The 567-nt window shown below is 66.5% G+C and carries 1 pseudogene; it reads left to right on the forward strand.

Going from position 1 to position 567, the window contains the following annotated elements:
• Positions 1–185 precede the first annotated feature (185 nt).
• Positions 186–567, forward strand: a pseudogene (locus tag ACYVE7_RS35415) (EamA family transporter); the annotation flags it as partial.

Consider the following 567-nt stretch of genomic DNA (forward strand, 5'->3'; position numbering starts at 1 on the left):
CACCCCAAACCCCTCCCACCCACGACCAAAGACAGGGAAGTCTCCCATCCGGCCGCAGGTCCGAGCACTCCGGTGCCCCTTCGCGTACGGCCCGCGTCGCGCCGTGAGCCGGGCGTTCGTCCACGCGATTGAGCGTTGTGCTTAATCATTGGCTCGAGCGGCGAGATCTTGATGGAGTCGGGCCCATGCTCGTTGCCTTGCTTGTGTTGTTCGCCGGATTTCTGAACGCGGTATGGAACGCGCTGGCCAAGGCCGTCGATGACCGGTATGCGGTGTTCGCGGTCATTGGGGTGACGTCTGCGGTGGTGTGTGCGCCGATCGCGCTCACCCAATGGCCGGTGGGGGCGGCGTGGCCGTATCTGCTCGCTTCGGTGGTGTTGCACATCGTGTACACGCTGCTGTTGGTGCGGTGTTATGCGGTTGGGGACTTCGGGCAGGTTTATCCGGTGGCTCGGGGGAGTGCTCCGTTGCTGGTGGCCGGGGTCGCGGCGTTGCTCGGGGAGCGGCTCGGGGTGGTTCAGCTCGTGGGGCTGGCGGCTGTTTGCGGGGGGTTGGGGGCGCTCGCGC

It is taken from the genome of Actinocorallia lasiicapitis, from assembly GCF_054778695.1.